This is a genomic window from Pandoraea bronchicola (assembly GCF_902459805.1).
GTDB lineage: Bacteria > Pseudomonadota > Gammaproteobacteria > Burkholderiales > Burkholderiaceae > Pandoraea > Pandoraea bronchicola.
Genome location: NZ_CABPST010000004.1, coordinates 144,390 through 161,732, shown reverse-complemented (window position 1 = coordinate 161,732; position 17,343 = coordinate 144,390). Strand labels below are relative to the sequence as shown.

The window sequence follows — 17,343 nt, the reverse complement described above, 5'->3', positions numbered from 1 at the left end:
AAATACTCAGGCGGTTTCGGCGCCGGGCATCGGTTGGAAACCGGTCACCTCGAGGCCATAACCTGCCATGTTGGGGATCTTGCGCGGGCTCGAGAGCACTCGCATTTTACCGACGCCCAGTTCGCGCAGGATTTGCGCGCCAACGCCGTGCGTACGGAAGTCTACCGGGCGGCGCTTGGCGCGTGCCGCCTTCTCGGATTCGTCGAGCGCTTCGAACTGGTTGAACAGATGCTCCGGCGTTTCCACGCAATTGAGCAGAACGACCACGCCTTTGCCCGCTTCGGCAATGGCTTGCATGGCGCCTGCGAGCGTCCAGGAGTGTGTCGATACGCCGGTCTCGAGCAGGTCCAGCACCGAAAGCGGTTCGTGCACGCGCACGAGTGTCTCGTCAGCCGGGGTCGGCGTGCCGCGTACCAATGCCAGATGTGGGTTGCCGCTCGGCTTGTCCCGGTACAGGGTTGCCTGGAAGGTGCCCCAAGCCGTCTGCATTTCGCGCGTTGCGACCGTCTCGATCATCGATTCGGTGCGGCTGCGGTAGTGAATCAGATCGACGATCGTGCCGATCTTGATGTTGTGTTGCTCCGCGAACTCCAGCAACTGCGGCAGGCGTGCCATCGTGCCGTCGTCGTTCATGATCTCGCAGATCACCGCTGCGGGCGTGAGACCGGCCATTGCCGTCAGATCGCAACCGGCTTCCGTGTGACCTGCGCGCACCAGCACGCCGCCGGGCTGCGCCATGATCGGGAACACGTGGCCCGGCTGCACGATATCTTCGGGACGTGCCTCGGGCGCGATGGCCGTTTGGACCGTGCGCGCGCGATCTGCCGCCGAGATGCCCGTGGTGACGCCCTCGGCCGCTTCGATCGACAGCGTAAATGCGGTGCCGTATTGCGTGCCGTTGCGGTAGGTCATCAGCGGCAGGTTGAGCTGCTTGCAGCGCGCCTGCGTGAGCGTGAGGCAAATCAGCCCGCGGCCATACTTGGCCATGAAGTTGATGGCTTCGGGCGTTGCGAACTCGGCCGCCATGACCAGATCGCCCTCGTTTTCACGATCTTCCTCGTCGACGAGGACAACCATGCGGCCGGCCTTCAGCTCGGCAATGATTTCTTCTGTAGTGGCCAACGGCATAGCGGACAACGCGGGGGCTGAATTTGGAAAGGCTCTATTCTACGCCAAGCCGGTGCGCGGCTGCGGCCGAATCTCGCGCTATGGCCCCCGGAAAATCGGCGGGTGCGGACAATTCCGGCGACGTACGCGTCGGATCTCGGAAGAATCGCCTCAAGGCATCGGTGCTCGCCTGACTGGCAGTCGACGAATCCCAAACACAAAGGCATTGACCTAAGTAATTGCGGCCACTATAGTTAGGCGTATGGCTAATCAATCCATCCCTCTCGACCGGATCTTTCAGGCGCTGTCCGACCCCACGCGACGCGCGGTCGTCGAGCGCCTGACGCTTGGCCCCGCCTCGGTGAGCGAACTGGCGCGTCCGTTTTCGATGGCGTTGCCGTCGTTCACGCAGCATTTGAGCGTGCTGGAGGAGAGCGGTCTGGTCATCTCGCGGAAAAGCGGGCGTGTGCGCACCTACGCATTGGAAACGCAGACGTTGGCCGGTGCGCAGGATTGGCTCCAATTGCAGCGCGACAAGTGGACGCGCCGCCTGGAGCAACTCGACAATTATCTGCTGCAGACGAGGGAGACTTGAACATGAGCCGTGCCATTCTTTTTTCGATCGACCCGACGCTGGATCTGGTGCTCGAGCGCTATGTCGACGTGCCGTGCGAGCGTGTGTGGGCGGCGTGGACGCAGCCCGAGCACATCAAGAAGTGGTTCACGCCCGCACCGTGGCAGACCGTGGAGTGCGAGATCGATCTGCGTCCGGGCGGACTGTTCCGCACTGTCATGCGCTCTCCCGAGGGGCAGCAGTTCCCCAATGACGGGTGCTATCTGGAAGTCGTCGAGAACTCGCGGCTGGTCTGGACGAATGCAGTGCTGCCGGGTTTTCGTCCGGCCCCTGCGCCCGTGGCAGAGCATGGCGGCTTTCATTTCACGGCGGCCGTGCTGATGGAGGCGCAAGGCAAAGGCACGCGCTATACCGCGATTGCCATTCACGGTGACGAAGCCGCGCGTGCGCAGCACGAGGCCATGGGCTTCCACGATGGCTGGGGCAAGGCGCTCGATCAGTTGGTCGAACTGATGAAGTGACACCCGGACGAGGCCCAGGGTTTCACGTTTTCGGCCAGGCGTGACAAAAAGGGGGACGTGCCCGAAGGCTCGCCCCCCTTTGTTTTCGACGTCGGCTCGCGGCGGCGTGCATTGCCGCCGTTCGCGACATTACGCGCCAAGATAAGCGCGCTTGATGTCGTCGTTCGCGAGCAAGTTGTCTGCCGAGTCGGCGAGCACGACGCGGCCAGTTTCCAGTACATAGCCACGATCGGCCACGTGCAGTGCCTTGTTCGCGTTTTGCTCCACCAGAAAGACCGTGACGCCTTCTTCGCGGATCGCCCGAATGATGTCGAAGATCTGCGCGATCACGAGCGGGGCCAGGCCGAGCGTCGGTTCGTCGAGCAGCAGCAGGCGCGGACGGCTCATCAATGCCCGCCCGATGGCCAGCATCTGCTGTTCACCGCCCGACATCGTGCCGGCGCGCTGCTTGCCGCGCTGGGCGAGTCTCGGGAACAACTTGAAGACGTGGTCCATGCCGGCCTCGATCTCGTCCCTGGACGCGAAGAAGCCGCCCATCTTCAGGTTTTCGATCACGGTCAGACTCGGAAACACGCGGCGCCCTTCCGGCGAAATCGCCAGCCCCATGCGCATGATTTCGTGCGTGGGGCGGGCGGTGATGTCGTTACCCTCGAACATCACGCGACCGCTCGATGCGCGAGGCGTGCCGCACACCGTCATCATCAACGTGGTTTTACCCGCGCCGTTACTGCCGATGAGCGTGACGATCTCGCCCTTGTTCACTTCGATCGACACGCCGGAGAGCGCCTCGACGGCCCCGTAGTGGGTATGGATCTGTTCGAGCTTCAGCATTATTCCTCCCCGAGGTAGGCCTTGATGACGCGCGGGTCGTTGCGCACCTCGTCGGGCTTGCCGATCATGATCGGCTTGCCGTGTTCCATCACGAGAATCCGGTCCGAAACGCCCATCACCAGACTCATGTCGTGCTCGATGAGCAGCACCGAGATACCGAATTCGTGACGCAGGTTGTCGACGAGCTGTTGCAACTCGACCTTCTCCTGCGGGTTCAGGCCGGCTGCCGGTTCGTCGAGCATGAGCAGACGCGGCTCGGTGATCATGCAGCGCGCGATTTCGAGGCGCCGCTGATGCCCATACGACAGCGTGCCCGCCTCGCGGTTGGCAACGGCCGTCAGGCCCAGGCGGTCGAGCCACATCTTGGCGCGCTCGAGCGCTGTGCGCTCGGCACGGCGGAACGCCCCGGTCGAGAAGAGCCCCTGCAGGAAGCCGCTGTGAACGCGCATGTGCTGCGCAACGAGCAGGTTCTCCACGACCGTCAACTGGCGGAAGAGGCGAATGTTCTGGAAGGTGCGCACGAGACCGCGCCGGGCCACCATGTGACTGGGCAGGCCGGTGATGTTATCGCCGTCGAGCACGATCGAGCCGCCCGTCGGGCGATAGAACCCACCTACGCAATTGAAGACGGTCGTCTTGCCTGCACCGTTCGGGCCGATGATTGCGAAGATTTCGTTTTTTCGGACGTCGAATTCGACGCCGTCGACGGCGAGCAGACCGCCGAAGCGCATCTGCAGGCCGGAGAGTTTCAACAGTTCTGCACTCATTGCGGCAACTCCACATGCGGGCGGGTGGCGGGCAACAGACCCTGCGGACGCCACATCATCATCAGCACCATCACCAGACCGAAAATCAGCATGCGGTATTCCGCAAAGTCGCGGGCGACTTCCGGCAGGATCGTGAGCAGAATGGCCGCGAGAATCACGCCGATCTGCGAGCCCATGCCGCCAAGCACCACCACGGCGAGGATGAGCGCCGACTCGATGAACGTGAATGATTCGGGCGTGACCAACCCCTGACGCGCAGCGAAGAACGCACCGGCAAGCCCGGCGAACGATGCCCCGAGCGTGAACGCCGAGAGCTTGATGCGCGTCGGGTTCAGACCGAGCGAGCGGCACGCGATTTCGTCTTCGCGCAGCGCTTCCCACGCACGGCCGATCGGCATGCGAATCAGACGGCTCGTGACGAACAGCGTGAAGCCCACCAGCGCAAACGCGAGCAGGTAGAGGAAGATCACCATGTGCGAACCGCTGTAAGGCAGGCCGATCAACTCATGGAATGTCTTTGCCCCTTCGACACTCGCCGAGCGCGCCATTTCGAAGCCGAACACGCTGGGTTTCGGAATGCCCGACACGCCATCCGGACCACCGGTGATGCTCGTCAGGTTGTTCAGCAGCAACCGGATGATTTCACCGAAGCCCAGCGTCACGATGGCGAGATAGTCGCCGCGCAGGCGCAACACCGGGAAGCCGAGCAGGAAGCCGAACGTGGCCGACATGAGCGCGGCGAGCGGCAGGCATTCCCAGAACGTCAGGCCGAAGTACTGGTTGAGCAGGGCATAGGTATAACCGCCGACCGCGTAGAAGCCGACGTAACCCAGATCGAGCAGACCGGCGAAGCCCACGACGATGTTCAGGCCGAGACCGAGTACGCAGTAGATGAGGGCGAGCGTGGCCACGTCCACCGCGCCGCGTGAGCCGATGAACGGCCACACGAGCCCGACGGCGAGCAGCACCCATATCGCGGTCAGTTGCTGACGACGGCCCATGACGGGCATGGCCGGCAGCTTCACCGCACGCTTGGAGCGCATCAGCAGCGGCTTGAGCAACTGGAACACGAAGACGATGGCTGCGGCGATCCAGACCGGACGCCAGTGCTGCTCGAGCACCACCTGATAGCCTTCGAGCTTCAGTTGCAGGCCCAGAATGGGGGCCGTGAGAACGATCGTCACGAGCGCGGCGATAACCGCGCCCTTGAGCGTGTCGCCTGCCGGCGCACGATTGGCGGCGCCGGACTTGAGCGTGAGTTGTTGTGTCATGGTCGACCTCAGACTTTCTCGACGTCGGGTTTGCCCAGCAGGCCGGTCGGGCGGAACAGCAGCACCAGCACCAGCAGGCAGAACGCCACGATGTCCTTGTACTCGGAGGGCATATAGCCCGAGGCGAGCGTCTCCGCCAGCCCCAACAGCACGCCGCCCAGCATGGCGCCGGGAATGCTGCCGATACCGCCGAGCACCGCCGCCGTGAAGGCTTTGATGCCGACGATGAAGCCGATATACGGATTGAGCTTGCCGATGGTCAGGCCGATCAACACGCCGCCGACGGCCGCAAGCATGGCGCCGAGTACGAACGTGAACGAGATCACGCGGTTCGTATCGATGCCGAGCAGGTTGGCCATGCGCATGTCCTCGGCGCAGGCACGGCAGGCACGGCCCATGCGCGAGTTAGCGATGAACAGGGTGAGCAGGATCATCAGCGCGACCGTCACGCCCACGATCAACATGCGAGCGTAGGGAATGGTGACGGTGAAGTCGCCCATCGGGATGTCGATGGCGCCCGAGATCAGCATTGGCACGGACACGTCACGCGCGCCCTGGCCAATCTGCACGTAGTTCTGCAGGAAGATGGACATACCGATGGCGGAGATCAGCGGTCCGAGACGAGGTCCGCCGCGCAGCGGGCGATACGCCACCCGCTCGATCGCGAAGCCGTACAGGCCCGTGATCAGCACCGACACCAGCAGCGCTGCGCCCAGCACGAGCGGCAAGGGGTAACCTGCCGCCGAACCGATTGCAGTCAGTGTGACAAGCCCGACATAGGCGCCGATCATGTAGATCTCGCCGTGGGCAAAGTTGATCATGCCGATGATGCCGTAGACCATTGTGTAGCCAATGGCAATCAACGCGTAGATCGCGCCCAGCGTCAGGCCATTGACCAGTTGCTGGGCTAGCTGTGGGAAAAATTCGTTCATGCGGGAAGCCTCGCGACGAGCGGGGGCCGAGCGCGAATGCGCGCCGCCCGCCGGGGTCGGCGGGCGGCAGGGGGTGATTCGCTGGCCAGTAAAGCGTCAGGGAATCAGTTGGCGGCGGTCTTGGTGGCGTCCTTGTGCCAGGTGTACACCACGAACTTGAACGACTTCAGATCGCCGGCTGCGTCATACGCAACCTTGCCGATCGGCGTGTCGAACGTGTTGGCGTGGAGGTACTTGGCCACCTTTTCCGGGTCGGTGCTCTTCGCGCCGGCAATGCTCTTGGCGATCAGTTGCACGCCCGTGTAGGCCGGCATCTGGAACGGACCGTTCGGATCGCGCTTGGCGTCGGCGAAAGCCTTCACCAGCTTGGCGTTGGCCGGATCGGCGGTGAAGTCGGCCGGCAGCGTCACGAGCATGCCTTCCGAGGCCGGGCCGGCGATCGCCGTCACGTCCTTGTTGCCCACGCCTTCCGGACCCATGAACGTGGCTTTCACGCCCTGTTCACGTGCCTGGCGCAGCAGCAGGCCCATTTCCGGGTGGTAGCCGCCAAAGTACACGAAGTCCACGCCTTGCGACTTGAGCTTGGTGATGACAGCCGAGTAGTCCGAGTCGCCGGCGTTGATACCTTCAAACAGCACGACCGGGATCTTGGCGGCGTCGAGGTCCTTCTTCACGGAGGAGGCAATGCCCTGGCCATACGACTGCTTGTCGTGCAGCACGGCAACCTTCTTCGGCTTGACCTTGTTGATGATGTACTGCGCAGCTGCCGGGCCTTGCTGATCGTCGCGGCCGATCGTGCGGAAGATGAAGTGGCGCTTCTTGCCTTCGGTCAGTTGCGGTGCCGTCGCCGACGGCGTAATCATCACCACGCCTTCGTTTTCATAGATGTCCGATGCCGGGATCGTCGAACCCGAGCACACGTGACCGATCACATACTTGATCTTCTGGCTGACGATCTTGTTGGCGACGGCGACGGCCTGCTTCGGCTCGCATGCATCGTCCATCATCACGGCTTCCAGCTTGTTGCCGTTCGCACCGCCTGCTGCGTTGATTTCTTCGATGGCGGTCAACGCGCCGGCCTTGACCATATCGCCGTATTGGGCAACCGAGCCACTGAACGGGCCGGCGATAGCGATCTTGACGGTCTCAGCGTTGGCGGCCGTTCCAATGAAGGCGAGAGCAGCGGCGACGAACAGGGATTTGTGACGGAACTGCATTGTGGACATCTCCTTGATTTGTATTTTTTGACTACCCGGGCGTGCGGTGGTCTTGATCGACTGCTGAACCTGTCGGTATTGGATCATTCAAGCCGCTGGCGGCACGAACGATGCGCCATAGTAGCGTAATACGCAGTTCAATTGGAACAGGTATCCGGAGCCCTCTTGAAACCCGCATGAATAAAGGATTTCAAAAGGGTCGGAAGAAAAAAATAAGAGTCGTCACAGCGATGATCCGTAGTACTACGCAGATGAGAAATGGCGTGAAATCGATTCAAATCGGCAAATCGGGGCCACGTTAAATCGGACGTGCAGATTGTCGAGCAGGACATTTTGGATACAATCTGCAATTCATTGGAATCCAATTGTGAAGTTTTGCATCCGATGCGGTATATGGCTGAGTATGCGAAGCCGCTACATCGTCAATGTGCGACGCTGATTGCGGGATTGCCGGATGAGCGTGAGGAAGGCCGCAAGAATGGGGGAGTCGTCATCGCGCCGGTACATGCAATTGAGCTCGATGGCGCGCAGACGCTGCGATTTCAACGGCCGGTACACCACGCCGGGCAAACGCAGGTTCGCCGCGGACTCCGTCGTCACGCAAACACCGAAGCGGCTCGCCACCAGCGCAATCGACGTGACCACGTCCTCCACCTCTTGTTCCACCCGCAGCGTCACGCCCTCGCTGCGGAACGCGGCGGCGACCTCTTCGGCGAGTCCCGGCACCGGGGCGTTGGGGTAGAGGATCATCCGCTCGTTATCGAGATCGGCCAACGTCAACGAGGCGCGCTTGCATAGCGGATGACCTTCGTAGAGCGCGACCAGAAACGGCTCTCGATGAATCCAGTCGACGACGAGGTCCGGTTCGTCCGGAATCAGCCGATTGAAGCCGATGGCGATACGCCGCTCGCGCAGCGCCGCGATCTGTTCCGTCTTCGACAGGTTGTGCAGACCGATCTTCACTTCGGGACGCTCGGTATGAAAGCTCGCCAGCAATCGCGGAATCACATTGAGAATGCCCGAGCTGAAGATGCCGACATCGAGGCGTCCGATATAGCCCTCGCCGGCCAGGCGCGTCTGTTCCTCTGCGCGACGCGCCAGCGACAGGATATTCGGCACCTCGGCAAGCAGCGTCTGCCCGGCGGCGGTCAGTGTGGCGCCTTTGGGCGTGCGTACGAATAGCGGTGTGCCCAACTGCGCTTCGAGCGCCTGGATATGCCGGGTGAGTGGCGGCTGCGCCATGCTCAGCCGCTGCGCCGCCCGCCCGAAATGCCCTTCCTGCGCGACGGCAAGAAAGTACCGCATTTGCTTGATGTCCATAGAGATCCCGTCCCGGTGCCATGACCGGTGTCATGACTCAATACCGAAATGGTATCGGAATCTGAAAAAATGGTATTGGACGGTATCTTGTCGATGCGCGCATCATTCGGTCAGAAGGCTATCTTTTCGGCATTTCAGGGGACAGCATCATGCCAATCGTACATATCAATCTGATCGAAGGCCGCGACGACGCCACCGTGAAGGCTTGCGTGAAAGCCGTGGCGCGCACCGTGCATGAAACGCTTGGGGCACCGCTCGAATCGATCCGCGTGTTTGCCACGCAGGTCCCGGCGGCGCACTGGGCGGTGGGTGAGCGCACCAAGGACGAGCCGGCCGCGCCGGCCAAGGCAGGCGCGTGATGACGGCGATCACACAGCGCGACGCGGCCACGCAGGCGCGTTTGCAACAGGCGGCCGATGCGCTCCTCGAAGCCGAGCGCTCCCACCGGTTCATCGCCCCGCTGCGCGATACTTACACGCCGTTGAGCATTGACGACGCCTACGCCATTCAGCGCATCAACACCGAGCGTCGCCTGGCCGCCGGGCGCCGCATCGTCGGTTGCAAGATCGGCCTGACGTCGGTTGCCGTGCAGAAGCAGCTTGGCGTTGACCAGCCCGATTTCGGCATGTTGTTCGACGACATGGGCTACGGTGATGGCGAACCGATCCCTGCATCGATCCTCACGCAACCGAAGATCGAAGCCGAGATCGCCTTCGTCATCGGGCGCGATCTGAACGTCGATCACCCGGGCCAGCTCGATGTCATCAACGCCATCGAATACGCCTTGCCCGCGCTGGAGATCGTTGGCAGCCGCGTGGCCGACTGGAATATCCGCATCACCGATACGATCGCCGATAACGCGTCGTCGTCGGCCTACGTGATCGGCAACACGCCGAAGCGGCTCTCCGAGTTCGACGTGCGCATGTGCGGCATGGTGATGGAGCGTCGCGGCGAGCCGGTGTCCGTGGGGGCCGGTGCGGCCTGTCTGGGCAGCCCGATCAACGCCGTGGTGTGGCTCGCCCGCACGATGGCGGCCGTGGGTACGCCGCTCAAGGCTGGCGATCTGGTGCTCTCCGGCGCCCTGGGCCCGATGGCCGCGGTCACGCCGGGCGACATTTTCGAAACCCGTATCAACGGCCTGGGCTCGGTCCGCGCCGTGTTCGAACCTGCCAGCGAGGCTGCGCGATGAGCCACATTCAAGACTACGCCAAGCGGCTCGACGACGCAGCGCACTTTGCGCACGAGGTCGAGCAGTTCGATACCGACAACCGTCTGTCGCTCGACGACGCCTACGCCATTCAGGCGGCATCGCTCGCCCGTCGCGCGCAGCGCGGTGAGACTCGCGTTGGCGTGAAGATGGGTTTCACCAGCCGCGCCAAGATGATTCAGATGGGGCTGTCCGACGTGATCTGGGGACGTCTGACGTCCGGCATGCAGGTCGAAGAGGGCACATCCATTGACTTCAAGCGCTATGTGCATCCGCGCGTCGAACCGGAGATCGCCTTCATTCTGAAGAAGCCGCTCGAGGGGAACGTCACGGGCCCGCAGGCGCTCGCGGCAGTCGAGGCGATTGCGCCGGCCATCGAGATCATCGATTCGCGCTACAAGGACTTCAAGTTCACGCTGCCGGAAGTGATCGCGGATAACGCGTCATCGAGCGGTTTCGTGATCGGCGCCTGGCACGACCCGCACGTCGACTTCTCGAATCTGGGGTTGGCAATGACGATCAACGGACGCACGGTGCAAGTGGGCTCGACGGCGGCGTTGCTGGGCCATCCGCTGCGCTCTCTGGTCGCGGCGGCACGTCTGTCGGCGGCGGCGGGCGAGCCGCTGCAGGCGGGTTGGATCGTGATGGCGGGCGGCGCTACGCCGGCCGAGTACATCCAGCCGGGCCAGTATGTGTCGGTCGAAATGGAGTCGCTGGGCCGCGTGGGCTTCCACGTCTGAGCGAGCCGGCCGTACGGCCGGGCCGGGGCTTCGGCCTGAACAGAAGAACGGGGCGCACCAGACGGTATGCCCCGTTTTTTTGGGGGGTGATGCGGACTCAGTCGCGTTTGAAGCGAGCCATCACGCGCAGATCGGTTTCGATCATGCGCACGTCCGTGAAGCTCAGGGCGAGCTTGTCATCGAGCGATGTGAGCGCGGGCAGATTGAACATGCCCTGCGCGTCGCCGACGATGCAAGGCGCGAGATACGTAAGCAACTCATCCACACAGCGCTCGCGCAGCAGGGAGCCGTTGAGCTTGTAGCCGGCTTCCACGTGGATTTCGTTGAGCTGGCGCTCACCCAGCGTGCGCAGGAGCGCAGACAGGTCGACCTTGCCGTTCGGATTGGGCAGATCGAGCACTTCCACGCCAAGATCGTGCAGGCGGGACGCACGGTCCGTAGCGCCGTTCGCACAGACCACGAGCGCGTTGCCGTTTGCGAGCACTCTGGCCGTCGGGGAAATATCCAGATGCGAATCGACAACGATGCGCAGCGGCTGGCGCGTGGTCTCGACCTCGCGCACCGTGAGTGCCGGATCGTCCTCCCGTACGGTGCCGATGCCGGTGAGAATCGCGCACGCCCGTGCGCGCCACGCATGTCCATCGGCGCGCGCTGCCGGGCCGGTGAGCCACTGGCTCACGCCGTTGTTCAGGGCAGTCTTGCCGTCGAGGCTGGCGGCAACCTTCAGACGCACCCACGGGGTGCCGCGCATCATGCGGGCGACGAAACCGATGTTCAATTCGCGCGCCTCTTGCTCCAGCAGTCCGCAGCGTACTTCGATGCCCGCGTCGCGCAGCATCGTCAGGCCGCGTCCCGCGACGAGCGGGTTCGGATCTTCCATCGCGGCGATCACGCGTTTCACACCCGCCTCGATCAGTCCCTTCGCACACGGCGGCGTGCGGCCGTAATGGCTGCACGGCTCGAGCGTGACGTAGGCCGTCGCACCGCGCACCGATTCGCCACGCGTGCGAGCGTCTTTCATGGCCTGCACTTCGGCGTGGTCCTGACCGGCAGGTTGCGTGAAGCCTTCGCCGATGACACGGCCGTCTTGCACGATCACGCAGCCCACGCGCGGATTCGGCGTAGTCGTGAACATCGCGCGCTCGGCGAGTGCCAGCGCGCGGCGCATGTAAGCAAAATCCTGTTCGGAAAACATGAGACGTCAGAGGATCAGCGGCCGGTCGGTCAAGGCATTGTCCGGCGCTGCGCCGGCATGGGCCGGCAGGGATTCGCGCGCAATGCCGCGCAGGGTGTTCAGCGCGTCGAGCACGCTCTGGACATAACGTTCGTCACGGAATCCGGCGCTCATTTGCGTAACGACGGTATCCCACGTGCGTGGGGACACCAGTGCATTGACGCCCTTGTCGGCGATCAGCTCGATATCGTGATCGGCGAGGTTGATATACAGAAGGATGCCGGTACGCTCGCCCGTATGGGCGATGCCGAGCTGGCGAAACAGGTGAACGGCGCGCTGGCGGCATGTGTGGCCTTGCCAAACTGCCGCAAGCGGCATCGCGGCTTCGATCACCAGACGGATCTCGCAGCGATGCTCGGTCTCCGACTCGCGGATTGCAGCTTCGAGCGTATCGAGCGCCTTGTCCGGGAAAATCCATCGGGCGTGCGCGCGCCAGGTGCCCAGGTGCCGCAACCAGCGCGAGACGTCGTGCGGCTTGTGTTGCGTCGTGATCGGTTCTTGTGTCATCGCCATCACCAGTTCCCCGACGAGCCGCCGCCGTCAAATCCGCCGCCCCCGCCACCGCCGAAACCACCCCCGCCTCCGCCGCCGAACCCGCCGCCGTCGTTACGTCCCCAGCCGCCCAGACCGCCTCCGAGCCCGGCGCCGAAGCCACCCGCGCCAATGCGTCCGCGTTGGCCGGTGAGCACGCGCGAGCGCGGGTCGGTGCCGTCTGCCCCCGTCAGCCCCGGACCGCGGAAGCGCCGGCGGCTCTCCATGATGACGACCATCGCAATGATGAAGACGATGAAGAGTAGCGGCAGGAAATCGGACAGATCCGAGTGCGGAGCGCGCGTCGAGGGCAGATTCGGCGCGGGCAGGGCCTCGTTGTTCATGGCGGCCTGCACTGCCGCAACGCCTGCCGCCAGTCCGCCGAAGAAGTCGCCGTTGCGGAAATACGGGGCCATCACGTCGCGCAGGATGCGCCCGGAGATGGCGTCGGTGAGCGAGCCTTGCACGCCGCGTCCGACCTCGATGCGCATCTTGCGCAGGTCGTTCGGATTGTTTTTCGCGATGAGTATGATGACGCCGTCGTCGACCCCCTTGCGGCCGGCCTTCCAGGCGTCGGCCACGCGAATGCTGTACTGGTCGATGGTCTCGGGCGATGTGCTCGGCACCATCAGAACGAAGATCTGACTGCCGCGCTGTTGCTCGTATTGTGCGAGTTGCGTCTCGAGTGCGTTGCGTTGCTCGGGGGTGAGGGTTCCCGTGAGATCGGTCACCCGCGCGGTGAGCGCGGGCACCGCGACCAGATCTTCCGCGCCGGCCGGCAATGCCAGCCAGCACAGGCAGGCCAGCACCAGCGCCCAAAGCACCCATAGCACGCGCGCCCGTGCGGTGTGCTGTCGGACGCCGGCGATGCTGCCGCTCGCGTCATACGTCGTCACCCGATGGCACGGCGGCAACGCGCAGCCGCCTGTCGTGACGAGAGGGACAGCAGAGACAGCAGAGGCAGCAGCCATGACGTGATCCTCAGAACTTGACGGCCGGCGCAGTCGAAATGGCCTTCTCGTCTTCGACCGTGAAGTTCGGTTTCGTCGAGTAGCCGAACATCTTCGCCGTCAGGTTGTTCGGGAACTGACGCACATACACGTTGTAGTCCTGCACCGCCTGAATGAACCGGTTGCGCGCCACCGTGATGCGGTTTTCCGTGCCTTCCAGTTGCGATTGCAGGTCACGGAACAGGCCGTCGGCTTTCAGGTTCGGGTAATTCTCCGAGACGGCCATCAGACGCGAAAGCGCCCCCGACAGCTCCCCCTGTGCTTGCTGAAAGCGCTTGAACGCCTCGGGGTCGTTGAGTGTCTCCGGCGTGACGGTGATGCTCGTGGCCTTGGCGCGGGCGTTGATCACTTCGGTGAGCGTCGATTGCTCGTGCGAGGCATAGCCCTTGACCGTGTTCACCAGATTCGGCACCAGATCAGCGCGGCGCTGGTATTGGTTGACGACCTCGCTCCAGGCCGCCTTGACCGCTTCGTCCTTGACCTGGATTTCGTTGTACCCGCAGGCGGACAGCAACGACGTGAGCAGTCCGAGTGCGATCCAGCGCACAAACGATTGACGCAGCTTGGTCGGCAGCAGCATTTGCATGGTGTTTCTCCCTGTTGGGGTCAGACGGGCTTACCCGTGACCTGAGCGAATTATTGTCGATGACAGGTGCGTGATGCGTGACGCGTCACGCTCAGGCGATCGCCCGGAACGCGTCGCGGGCAGCTTCGAGCGTGGTGTCGAGGATCGTGTCGTCGTGCGTTGCCGAGACGAAGCCCGCTTCAAAGGCGCTCGGCGCGAGATAGACGCCGCGATCGAGCATCGCATGGAAAAACTTGTTGAAGCGTGCAACGTCGGATGTCGTGACTTCGGCGAAGCTCTGCGGCACATTGGCGCGGAAGTACAAGCCGAACATGCCACCGACGCTGTCGCCGGAGAACGGCACACCGGCGGCCTGTGCCGCGTCAACGAGCCCGGTGACGAGCTTCGACGTGCGCTTGGCCAGATCCTCGTAGAAGCCCGGTGCCTGAATCAGCTTGAGCGTGGCGAGACCTGCGGCCACCGCCAGCGGGTTCCCCGACAGCGTGCCTGCCTGATAAACGCCGCCCAGCGGTGCGAGGTGCGACATGATGTCGCGTCGTCCGCCGAATGCCGCTGCGGGCATGCCGCCGCCGATGACCTTGCCCAGGCAGGTGAGGTCGGCAGTGATGCCGTAGAGCGCTTGCGCACCGCCCAGGCCGACGCGGAAGCCGCACATCACTTCGTCGAAGATCAGCACGGCGCCGTGTGCGGTGCACAGCTCGCGCAGCGTCTGCAGAAAGTGGCGCGAGCCGCGCACCAGATTCATGTTGCCGGCCACCGGCTCAACGATCACGGCGGCGATCTCGCCGCCTTGTCCGGCGAACAACTCGCGAAGTTGCTCGACGTTGTTGTACTCGAGCACGAGGGTGTCGCGCGTGACTTCGGGCGGTACACCGGCCGAGGACGGCGCGTTACGCGTGGAATCGGCGAACGTGAGCAAACCCGAGCCTGCCTTGACCAGCAGGCTGTCTGCGTGACCGTGATAGCAGCCTTCGAACTTGACGATCTTGTTGCGGCCGGTAAAGCCGCGCGCCAGACGCAGCGCGCTCATCGTGGCCTCGGTGCCCGAGGACACCAGACGCACCTGTTCGATGGACGGGACCAGGCGGCAGATTTCCTCCGCCATGACCACTTCGGCCTCGGTGGGCGCACCGAAGCTGAAGCCTTGTGACATGGCCGTTTGCACGGCGGCGACGACGTCCGGATGCAGGTGGCCGACGATCATCGGGCCCCATGAGCCGATGTAGTCGATATAGCGGGTGCCTTCGGCATCCCACATATAGGGACCTTGCGCACGGGCGATGAAGCGGGGAGTGCCGCCGACCGAGCGGAAGGCGCGCACCGGCGAATTGACGCCGCCGGGAATGGTTTGCTGGGCGCGCTCGAAGAGGGCGGCGTTCGTAGTAGTTTCGGACATGAATTCAGCTTTTCTGACGTCTTGATGCGTCGATTCTAGCGGATGGCGGTCAAGTCCGGGACTTCTCGCCGCGCGGGGCTTCTGTTAGATTGAAGGCCACTCTCTCAACGTCAAGGAAAAACAGGCCCGTCGACATGTCCACCGCACACTCGCAACGTCCCTCGATCACTGTCTCGACTCTCGACCTCGACCGCCTGGAAGCGCTCACCGCGCAGGCGCCGCGCGCGGCATTGCCGTATGTGGAGGCACTCGAAACAGAGCTCGCCCGGGCAAGCGTCGTCGAACCGGAGCAAATGCCGGCCGACGTCGCCACGATGAATTCGGTGTTGCGCTATCGTGATCTCGCTACGCAGCAGGAGCATCGTGTGACGCTCGTCTATCCGCAACACCTGGCGAGCACGGAAGGCGGTATTTCGGTACTGGCGCCCGTGGGCAGTGCGCTGCTCGGTCTGCGCGTCGGCCAGTCGATTCACTGGCAGGTGCCGGGCGGTCACCTGATCGAGCTGGAATTGCTCGGCATCGATTACCAGCCCGAAGCCGCTGGCGAATACCACCGCTGATTTCCCTCTGCGCAGCACCATTGGGAGATTCGGATCTCCCGAGTCTCCCAACGTTCCCCGCACTTCCGAAGTTCCTCGTCGTTCCTGCGCCAGTTCCTGCGCCAGTTCCCGCGGCAGTTCTCACGTATTCCACGTCCCGTTGTTTCAGCGACGCAGCCAGCCGCGCGCGATTGGCCATGCCATCAACCGGCGATAGATGCCTTCGAGGATTGCCGAGACGATACGGCTCGTTTCGCGCGCACTCGCCGTGCGCATGATGAGTGCCACCACAATCGACACCATCAGTCCGCCGAGCATGTCCACCGGCCAGTGAACGCCGAGATAGACGCGTGCCCAGCACACCGGCAGCGCGCAAATCAGCAGCAGCCGGCCGAGCAGGCGAGGCGTGCGCGCCACGGCGCTCATCAGGACGAATGCCGACGTGAACATGATCGACGCGTGGTTGCTGGGAAAGGCACTCGTGGGGGCATGGGCGAGCAGGTTGGTGCCCAGACCGGCGGCGAACGGCCGCGGTTCGAACCAGGCCAGCCCGATGACGAAGTTGACCATCAGCACGAGCCCCACACCGAGCAGGCCGTGCACGGCGCTCTCGCGGTCACGCCCGCCTGCGAGCCATAGCGTGGCCAGTCCTGCCGGCAGCAGGAGAATCAGATACTTGGCGAGGAAGATGGCGACGGCCAGTTCGCCTTCGCTCACATCGGGCGAGGCATTGATGGCCAGAAAGAGGGCGCGGTTGAACGAATCCATGAAGTCCGGGAGGCGAGAATGTGACCACCGGTCGTCCGGGGCGCTACCGGGCTACACGCAGTGCCGGTGCATCGACGGCCGCCGGCAGGCGGATTGTGACGAAAACATGACGAATTCTGACTGAGCCGCTTTCCGTTGGAAAGTTGCATTTGTCATCATTTTGTAACACGTTGAATTGTCACTTTTCTTTCGACGCACTCGGGGGTAAAATCGCGCCGTCATAGCTCTCAGGAGGTCCTTCCGTGGACAGTAGTTCTAGTGGTAGTTGCCGGTCGGCGCAGGTCGACACCATCACCGCGAGTTAGTCCCCGGGATCTTCCCTGCCGCTAACTCGCATAGCCGGGTTGGCGCGCACCTCTGATGTACGTCTCGATTGCCCTATCCCTTGGCCGGCGCGTCAACGGGTTTTATTGGGCTGTACCGATGGCGTCCATCTTTCGTAGCACGCTCCCTAATTAGTTGTACATCTGCCGTTCGGGCTGTCCTGCCGTGCGCGTGTGTTCGTTTTCGGGCCGTTTGCCGTTGAGCATCGGCCGGGAAGCACGAACCCATCGCTTGCGCCGGGCAGATTGCCGCGCGGCCGGGAGATTCATCGTGTTCCGTTACTCCATGACCCTTCGCGGAGGCAATCCGCAAGCCCTGATGCTGCCGAGCGAGTGCCTGCATCACTATCACGTCGATCCGCATCCGGACGCCACGGTATCGGTGCGTCCGGGCGCGGGGGCGCGTCTCGGGCAGTGGCTGCGGGCGTTCGTTCGCCGCGAAAAAGCGGCGGGTTGACGCCACCTCAAG

Annotated in this window: 20 protein-coding genes; 7 read left to right on the top strand and 13 right to left on the bottom strand. The window is 63.4% G+C overall.

Annotated elements, in window-relative coordinates:
* Positions 1 to 6 precede the first annotated feature (6 nt).
* Positions 7 to 1,128: a bifunctional 3,4-dihydroxy-2-butanone-4-phosphate synthase/GTP cyclohydrolase II gene (gene ribBA / locus PBR20603_RS10805; RefSeq protein WP_150559529.1), complete on the bottom strand. Its 1,122-nt coding sequence runs from the start codon at positions 1,126 to 1,128 to the stop codon at positions 7 to 9.
* A gap of 241 nt (positions 1,129 to 1,369) precedes the next feature.
* Between ribBA and PBR20603_RS10800 the strand changes: the two genes are divergently transcribed.
* Entirely contained in the window at positions 1,370 to 1,702 is a 333-nt protein-coding gene (locus PBR20603_RS10800) for an ArsR/SmtB family transcription factor (protein WP_150559528.1), read from the top strand.
* Positions 1,703 to 1,704: 2 nt separating this feature from the next.
* A complete protein-coding gene (locus PBR20603_RS10795) occupies positions 1,705 to 2,202 on the top strand; it encodes an SRPBCC family protein (RefSeq protein WP_150559527.1) in 498 nt (165 codons plus the stop codon).
* A 129-nt stretch (positions 2,203 to 2,331) separates the two neighbouring features.
* Here PBR20603_RS10795 and PBR20603_RS10790 read toward each other — a convergent pair whose 3' ends face one another.
* The 6 genes from PBR20603_RS10790 to PBR20603_RS10765 form a co-directional block, all read right to left on the bottom strand.
* Positions 2,332 to 3,033, bottom strand: a complete 702-nt coding sequence (locus tag PBR20603_RS10790) for an ABC transporter ATP-binding protein (RefSeq protein ID WP_150559526.1) — start codon at positions 3,031 to 3,033, stop codon at positions 2,332 to 2,334.
* The gene (gene livG, locus PBR20603_RS10785) at positions 3,033 to 3,800 is read right to left on the bottom strand and encodes a high-affinity branched-chain amino acid ABC transporter ATP-binding protein LivG (protein ID WP_150559525.1); all 768 of its coding nucleotides are present in this window, start codon (positions 3,798 to 3,800) and stop codon (positions 3,033 to 3,035) included. Before livG ends, PBR20603_RS10790 begins: the two co-directional genes overlap by 1 nt.
* On the bottom strand, positions 3,797 to 5,071 hold the full coding sequence (locus tag PBR20603_RS10780; protein ID WP_150559524.1) for a high-affinity branched-chain amino acid ABC transporter permease LivM: 1,275 nt from the start codon (positions 5,069 to 5,071) through the stop codon (positions 3,797 to 3,799). The genes livG and PBR20603_RS10780 overlap by 4 nt, the downstream gene beginning before the upstream one ends.
* Positions 5,072 to 5,079: 8 nt before the next feature.
* Entirely contained in the window at positions 5,080 to 6,003 is a 924-nt protein-coding gene (gene livH, locus PBR20603_RS10775) for a high-affinity branched-chain amino acid ABC transporter permease LivH (protein ID WP_150559523.1), read from the bottom strand.
* Between the two features lie 104 nt (positions 6,004 to 6,107).
* Positions 6,108 to 7,220 (bottom strand): branched-chain amino acid ABC transporter substrate-binding protein, encoded by a 1,113-nt coding sequence (locus tag PBR20603_RS10770; RefSeq protein WP_150559522.1) that lies wholly within the window; start codon positions 7,218 to 7,220, stop codon positions 6,108 to 6,110.
* A gap of 414 nt (positions 7,221 to 7,634) precedes the next feature.
* The gene (locus tag PBR20603_RS10765) at positions 7,635 to 8,540 is read right to left on the bottom strand and encodes a LysR family transcriptional regulator (protein ID WP_150559521.1); all 906 of its coding nucleotides are present in this window, start codon (positions 8,538 to 8,540) and stop codon (positions 7,635 to 7,637) included.
* A gap of 149 nt (positions 8,541 to 8,689) precedes the next feature.
* Between PBR20603_RS10765 and PBR20603_RS10760 the strand changes: the two genes are divergently transcribed.
* The 3 genes from PBR20603_RS10760 to PBR20603_RS10750 are packed head-to-tail and all read left to right on the top strand — an operon-like array spanning position 8,690 to position 10,487.
* The gene (locus PBR20603_RS10760) at positions 8,690 to 8,899 is read left to right on the top strand and encodes a tautomerase family protein (RefSeq protein ID WP_150559520.1); all 210 of its coding nucleotides are present in this window, start codon (positions 8,690 to 8,692) and stop codon (positions 8,897 to 8,899) included.
* Positions 8,899 to 9,729 carry a 2-keto-4-pentenoate hydratase gene (locus PBR20603_RS10755; protein ID WP_150559519.1) on the top strand — a complete coding sequence of 277 codons (831 nt, stop codon included), beginning with the start codon at positions 8,899 to 8,901 and terminating at the stop codon, positions 9,727 to 9,729. Before PBR20603_RS10760 ends, PBR20603_RS10755 begins: the two co-directional genes overlap by 1 nt.
* Positions 9,726 to 10,487 (top strand): 2-keto-4-pentenoate hydratase, encoded by a 762-nt coding sequence (locus PBR20603_RS10750; RefSeq protein ID WP_150559518.1) that lies wholly within the window; start codon positions 9,726 to 9,728, stop codon positions 10,485 to 10,487. The genes PBR20603_RS10755 and PBR20603_RS10750 overlap by 4 nt, the downstream gene beginning before the upstream one ends.
* A 97-nt stretch (positions 10,488 to 10,584) precedes the next feature.
* On the opposite strand, the gene ribD is transcribed toward PBR20603_RS10750, so the two are convergent.
* The 5 genes from ribD to hemL all read right to left on the bottom strand — a co-directional run bounded on the left by ribD (position 10,585) and on the right by hemL (position 15,244).
* Complete coding sequence (ribD, locus tag PBR20603_RS10745; RefSeq protein ID WP_150559517.1) at positions 10,585 to 11,682, bottom strand: bifunctional diaminohydroxyphosphoribosylaminopyrimidine deaminase/5-amino-6-(5-phosphoribosylamino)uracil reductase RibD; 1,098 nt, start codon at positions 11,680 to 11,682, stop codon at positions 10,585 to 10,587.
* Positions 11,683 to 11,688: 6 nt separating this feature from the next.
* On the bottom strand, positions 11,689 to 12,228 hold the full coding sequence (locus PBR20603_RS10740; RefSeq protein ID WP_174977876.1) for a TPM domain-containing protein: 540 nt from the start codon (positions 12,226 to 12,228) through the stop codon (positions 11,689 to 11,691).
* A 5-nt stretch (positions 12,229 to 12,233) separates the two neighbouring features.
* Entirely contained in the window at positions 12,234 to 13,223 is a 990-nt protein-coding gene (locus PBR20603_RS10735) for a TPM domain-containing protein (RefSeq protein ID WP_150559515.1), read from the bottom strand.
* Positions 13,224 to 13,233: 10 nt separating this feature from the next.
* The gene (locus tag PBR20603_RS10730; protein WP_150559514.1) at positions 13,234 to 13,848 is read right to left on the bottom strand and encodes a LemA family protein; all 615 of its coding nucleotides are present in this window, start codon (positions 13,846 to 13,848) and stop codon (positions 13,234 to 13,236) included.
* 91 nt (positions 13,849 to 13,939) lie between these two features.
* Positions 13,940 to 15,244, bottom strand: a complete 1,305-nt coding sequence (gene hemL, locus PBR20603_RS10725; RefSeq protein ID WP_150559513.1) for a glutamate-1-semialdehyde 2,1-aminomutase — start codon at positions 15,242 to 15,244, stop codon at positions 13,940 to 13,942.
* A gap of 134 nt (positions 15,245 to 15,378) precedes the next feature.
* Between hemL and rnk the strand changes: the two genes are divergently transcribed.
* A complete protein-coding gene (rnk, locus tag PBR20603_RS10720; RefSeq protein WP_150559512.1) occupies positions 15,379 to 15,804 on the top strand; it encodes a nucleoside diphosphate kinase regulator in 426 nt (141 codons plus the stop codon).
* A gap of 144 nt (positions 15,805 to 15,948) precedes the next feature.
* Here rnk and PBR20603_RS10715 read toward each other — a convergent pair whose 3' ends face one another.
* Positions 15,949 to 16,551 carry a phosphatase PAP2 family protein gene (locus PBR20603_RS10715; RefSeq protein WP_150559511.1) on the bottom strand — a complete coding sequence of 201 codons (603 nt, stop codon included), beginning with the start codon at positions 16,549 to 16,551 and terminating at the stop codon, positions 15,949 to 15,951.
* Between the two features lie 594 nt (positions 16,552 to 17,145).
* On the opposite strand from PBR20603_RS10715, the gene PBR20603_RS10710 reads away from it, so the two are divergent.
* On the top strand, positions 17,146 to 17,331 hold the full coding sequence (locus tag PBR20603_RS10710) for a hypothetical protein (RefSeq protein WP_150559510.1): 186 nt from the start codon (positions 17,146 to 17,148) through the stop codon (positions 17,329 to 17,331).
* Positions 17,332 to 17,343 lie beyond the last annotated feature (12 nt).

What these genes read in the sequence shown, in the direction of transcription:
- ribBA (WP_150559529.1), bottom strand. Translation starts at nt 1,128, where the DNA reads ATGCCGTTGGCCACTACAGAAGAAATCATTGCCGAGCTGAAGGCCGGC.
- PBR20603_RS10800 (WP_150559528.1), top strand. Translation starts at nt 1,370, where the DNA reads ATGGCTAATCAATCCATCCCTCTCGACCGGATCTTTCAGGCGCTGTCC.
- PBR20603_RS10795 (WP_150559527.1), top strand. Translation starts at nt 1,705, where the DNA reads ATGAGCCGTGCCATTCTTTTTTCGATCGACCCGACGCTGGATCTGGTG.
- PBR20603_RS10790 (WP_150559526.1), bottom strand. Translation starts at nt 3,033, where the DNA reads ATGCTGAAGCTCGAACAGATCCATACCCACTACGGGGCCGTCGAGGCG.
- livG (WP_150559525.1), bottom strand. Translation starts at nt 3,800, where the DNA reads ATGAGTGCAGAACTGTTGAAACTCTCCGGCCTGCAGATGCGCTTCGGC.
- PBR20603_RS10780 (WP_150559524.1), bottom strand. Translation starts at nt 5,071, where the DNA reads ATGACACAACAACTCACGCTCAAGTCCGGCGCCGCCAATCGTGCGCCG.
- livH (WP_150559523.1), bottom strand. Translation starts at nt 6,003, where the DNA reads ATGAACGAATTTTTCCCACAGCTAGCCCAGCAACTGGTCAATGGCCTG.
- PBR20603_RS10770 (WP_150559522.1), bottom strand. Translation starts at nt 7,220, where the DNA reads ATGCAGTTCCGTCACAAATCCCTGTTCGTCGCCGCTGCTCTCGCCTTC.
- PBR20603_RS10765 (WP_150559521.1), bottom strand. Translation starts at nt 8,540, where the DNA reads ATGGACATCAAGCAAATGCGGTACTTTCTTGCCGTCGCGCAGGAAGGG.
- PBR20603_RS10760 (WP_150559520.1), top strand. Translation starts at nt 8,690, where the DNA reads ATGCCAATCGTACATATCAATCTGATCGAAGGCCGCGACGACGCCACC.
- PBR20603_RS10755 (WP_150559519.1), top strand. Translation starts at nt 8,899, where the DNA reads ATGACGGCGATCACACAGCGCGACGCGGCCACGCAGGCGCGTTTGCAA.
- PBR20603_RS10750 (WP_150559518.1), top strand. Translation starts at nt 9,726, where the DNA reads ATGAGCCACATTCAAGACTACGCCAAGCGGCTCGACGACGCAGCGCAC.
- ribD (WP_150559517.1), bottom strand. Translation starts at nt 11,682, where the DNA reads ATGTTTTCCGAACAGGATTTTGCTTACATGCGCCGCGCGCTGGCACTC.
- PBR20603_RS10740 (WP_174977876.1), bottom strand. Translation starts at nt 12,228, where the DNA reads ATGACACAAGAACCGATCACGACGCAACACAAGCCGCACGACGTCTCG.
- PBR20603_RS10735 (WP_150559515.1), bottom strand. Translation starts at nt 13,223, where the DNA reads ATGGCTGCTGCCTCTGCTGTCTCTGCTGTCCCTCTCGTCACGACAGGC.
- PBR20603_RS10730 (WP_150559514.1), bottom strand. Translation starts at nt 13,848, where the DNA reads ATGCAAATGCTGCTGCCGACCAAGCTGCGTCAATCGTTTGTGCGCTGG.
- hemL (WP_150559513.1), bottom strand. Translation starts at nt 15,244, where the DNA reads ATGTCCGAAACTACTACGAACGCCGCCCTCTTCGAGCGCGCCCAGCAA.
- rnk (WP_150559512.1), top strand. Translation starts at nt 15,379, where the DNA reads ATGTCCACCGCACACTCGCAACGTCCCTCGATCACTGTCTCGACTCTC.
- PBR20603_RS10715 (WP_150559511.1), bottom strand. Translation starts at nt 16,551, where the DNA reads ATGGATTCGTTCAACCGCGCCCTCTTTCTGGCCATCAATGCCTCGCCC.